Here is a 1,992-nt window from a genome sequence, read left to right as displayed (position 1 = left end):
ATAACAAATAAGGATAGGTGTCGCTCAGCTGAAATTTCTACTGGGAGAAGCCGCCCCTAGAATAGGCTCTGCTGAGCGCAAACATACCGCCTTCAAAGCAAACTTCAACAAGTCCAGTTAGCGTTAAAGTTAGCAACTGGTGACAACAATATGACGATATCTCAGTTCTGTACTGAATATGATTTAACCAAGAAAGATGGCAATACAGCATGGCATGAAACACTGGTTCAACTGAGTAAGAAAAAGTCATAACATCTATATCTCACTGCATTTTTCATAAAAACCAAAGTGTTAGCAACTATTCAAACTCATCAACCCAGAAACGAGAAACGAGTTATCCGAGATCTCTCACACCAATAAAACTCACGTGAAAGCTCATCGCTGTAACAATTAGCTCGTTACATTCAATTCTCGCTTTCACCATCACATTAAATCTTCAAAATACTTTTAAAAATAGATGGTTGAAGTATTTTATGGTGATAAATTAATTAGCGGTAATCATGTATTAAAAGCATCCGGTTTTATACGTGTTTATTGCTAATATACGGTTAAATGCCAAGGATAGTATGGTGCATATAAACGAAATACATTGGCACGATTTAGAAGTTTAATCAGCCATAGAAGTTCCGACCAAAGTTTAACCTGCTATTTTATTATGCTTAATGTAGCGTTAGTTGCCAACTCTATATCAAATAAGGAAAATTCTATGTTCATCGGAGAAGCCTCAAAATTGTCTGGAGCGACACAAAGAGCTATCCGACTATATGAATCTGTGGGATTGTTGAAAGTATCAAGAGAAGGGAAATACCGCGTTTACACCGCAGAAAACATCGCACTTATTAAAATAATTAAAGAAGCACAAACACTAGGTATTAGTCTTTCTGAAATGGTAGTGTTGATTAGTAAACAGGAAGGGTTTGATTGGTATTTAGTACGTGATTTTCTAAATCAGAAATATAACATGATAGAGAATGAAATAAAGAATTTAGAAATTAAAAAAAATAGTATTACAGATTTTCAAGTTTCAATAGACACGTGTTTAAAACATCTTGACTCTAACCCATAGGTGAGAGTTTATACTGCATTTGTTGTTAATTAATGCAGAGTAAATTTATGAAAAAAATCCTAGTTATCAATGCTAATCCGAAGTCAATTAGTATGTGTAAATCTATCGCTGAACATTATTTTAATGAAGCTAGACTCAAGCATGATGTTAAAAAAATAGATATTTCAGCGATGGACTTTAAGCTAAATCTAAGTGAAGGTTATGATAAAGAACTTCCTTTAGAGCCTGATTTGTTAAGCTTTCAAAAAATGATTCAATGGTCTGAACATATTGTTATCGTTAGTCCTGTCTGGTGGGGAAGCATACCTGCAAAATTTAAAGGCGCTATTGATAGAACTTTTTTGCCTGGTTTTGCTTTTAAATACAATGGAGGGAAATCGGCGATAGAAAAGCTATTAACCGGGCGTACTTCTGAGTTAATTATTACGCTAGATACACCACCATTTTGGTACAAGTACTTTCAAGGAAACCTAATTTACAAGCAATTAAAAAGGGCTATTTTAGAATTTTCGGGCATTAGAAACAAATCTTCAACGTATTTTGGTCCTGTATTAAGCTCGAACAAGCACACAAGAGAAAAATGGTTTAAAAAAGTAGAAAGCCTAGCTAATAACATATAGTTGGCTTAAATAGACGATATATTTATATAGTGTCTATCTAAGAGGCCATTTTATTATTAATAATATTAAAGGAATATAATTTTGCCATTTATTACATTTGAATCCGGTCAATTATCACCAAAAGTTAAAGCAAAGCTAATCGAGAGGTTAACTGACGTTTCTGTTGAAGTGACTGGCATACCCAAAGAACTATTTTTAGTTTCAATTCGAGAACAGTCAGATGATAATATTGCTATCGGTGGTAAAACCGTAATGCAAATAAAACAAGAGTTCAATAAACCAATATAACAAATAAGGATAGGTGTC

The 1,992-nt window shown here is 33.6% G+C and carries 3 protein-coding genes and 1 pseudogene; all 4 read left to right on the top strand.

Features of this window, described 5'->3' with window-relative positions:
- Positions 1-19: 19 nt before the first annotated feature.
- A pseudogene (locus A1QC_RS15320) lies at positions 20-252 on the top strand (hypothetical protein); the annotation flags it as partial.
- Positions 253-706: 454 nt separating this feature from the next.
- The gene (locus A1QC_RS01940) at positions 707-1,066 is read left to right on the top strand and encodes a MerR family transcriptional regulator (RefSeq protein WP_017024956.1); all 360 of its coding nucleotides are present in this window, start codon (positions 707-709) and stop codon (positions 1,064-1,066) included.
- A 47-nt stretch (positions 1,067-1,113) separates the two neighbouring features.
- On the top strand, positions 1,114-1,686 hold the full coding sequence (locus tag A1QC_RS01935) for an NAD(P)H-dependent oxidoreductase (protein ID WP_039836380.1): 573 nt from the start codon (positions 1,114-1,116) through the stop codon (positions 1,684-1,686).
- 81 nt (positions 1,687-1,767) lie between these two features.
- Positions 1,768-1,974 carry a 4-oxalocrotonate tautomerase DmpI gene (dmpI, locus tag A1QC_RS01930; protein ID WP_017024954.1) on the top strand — a complete coding sequence of 69 codons (207 nt, stop codon included), beginning with the start codon at positions 1,768-1,770 and terminating at the stop codon, positions 1,972-1,974.
- Positions 1,975-1,992 lie beyond the last annotated feature (18 nt).

The organism is Vibrio rumoiensis 1S-45 (assembly GCF_000286955.2).
Classification (GTDB): Bacteria; Pseudomonadota; Gammaproteobacteria; order Enterobacterales; family Vibrionaceae; genus Vibrio; species Vibrio rumoiensis_A.
This window is presented reverse-complemented; position numbering and strand designations above follow the sequence as displayed.

Excerpts from the sequence above, each read along its gene's own strand:
- A1QC_RS01940 (WP_017024956.1), top strand. The coding sequence starts at position 707 with ATGTTCATCGGAGAAGCCTCAAAATTGTCTGGAGCGACACAAAGAGCT.
- A1QC_RS01935 (WP_039836380.1), top strand. The coding sequence starts at position 1,114 with ATGAAAAAAATCCTAGTTATCAATGCTAATCCGAAGTCAATTAGTATG.